General features: G+C 54.9%; 1 protein-coding gene. It reads left to right on the forward strand.

Annotated features, from left to right (window positions below; genetic code table 11):
* Positions 1-410, forward strand: a 410-nt coding sequence (proB, locus tag MXD62_RS10275) for a glutamate 5-kinase (RefSeq protein ID WP_248829098.1), incomplete at both ends; no start/stop codon positions are given.

The raw sequence follows: 410 nt of genomic DNA on the forward strand, positions 1-410 counted from the left end.
ATGCGCTATCTCAACTGCGAGCCAATGGACATGAGACACTGCTTGTCTCGTCCGGAGCCGTTGCCAGCGGGTACGCCTTGCTTGGCCTAAGTCAGCGTCCGCGCACATTGGTGTCCAAACAGGCGGCGGCAGCGGTCGGCCAGAGCATCCTGATGCAGCAATACGCCTCCCTGTTCCACAAATACGGCATCACCGTAGCGCAGATGCTGCTTACGCGAAGCGACTTTTCTGATCGCAAGCGGTATCGGCATGCGTACGACACGCTTCGCCTTTTGTTGCACCGTGGGATCATTCCGATTATTAACGAGAACGATTCGGTTTCCGTCGCCGAGTTAACCTTTGGCGATAATGATATGCTGGGCGCTTTGGTGTCCGGACTGATGCATGCCGATCTTTACATGATCATAACT

This window comes from Frankia sp. Mgl5 (assembly GCF_023242985.1).
GTDB lineage: Bacteria > Actinomycetota > Actinomycetes > Frankiales > Frankiaceae > Parafrankia > Parafrankia soli.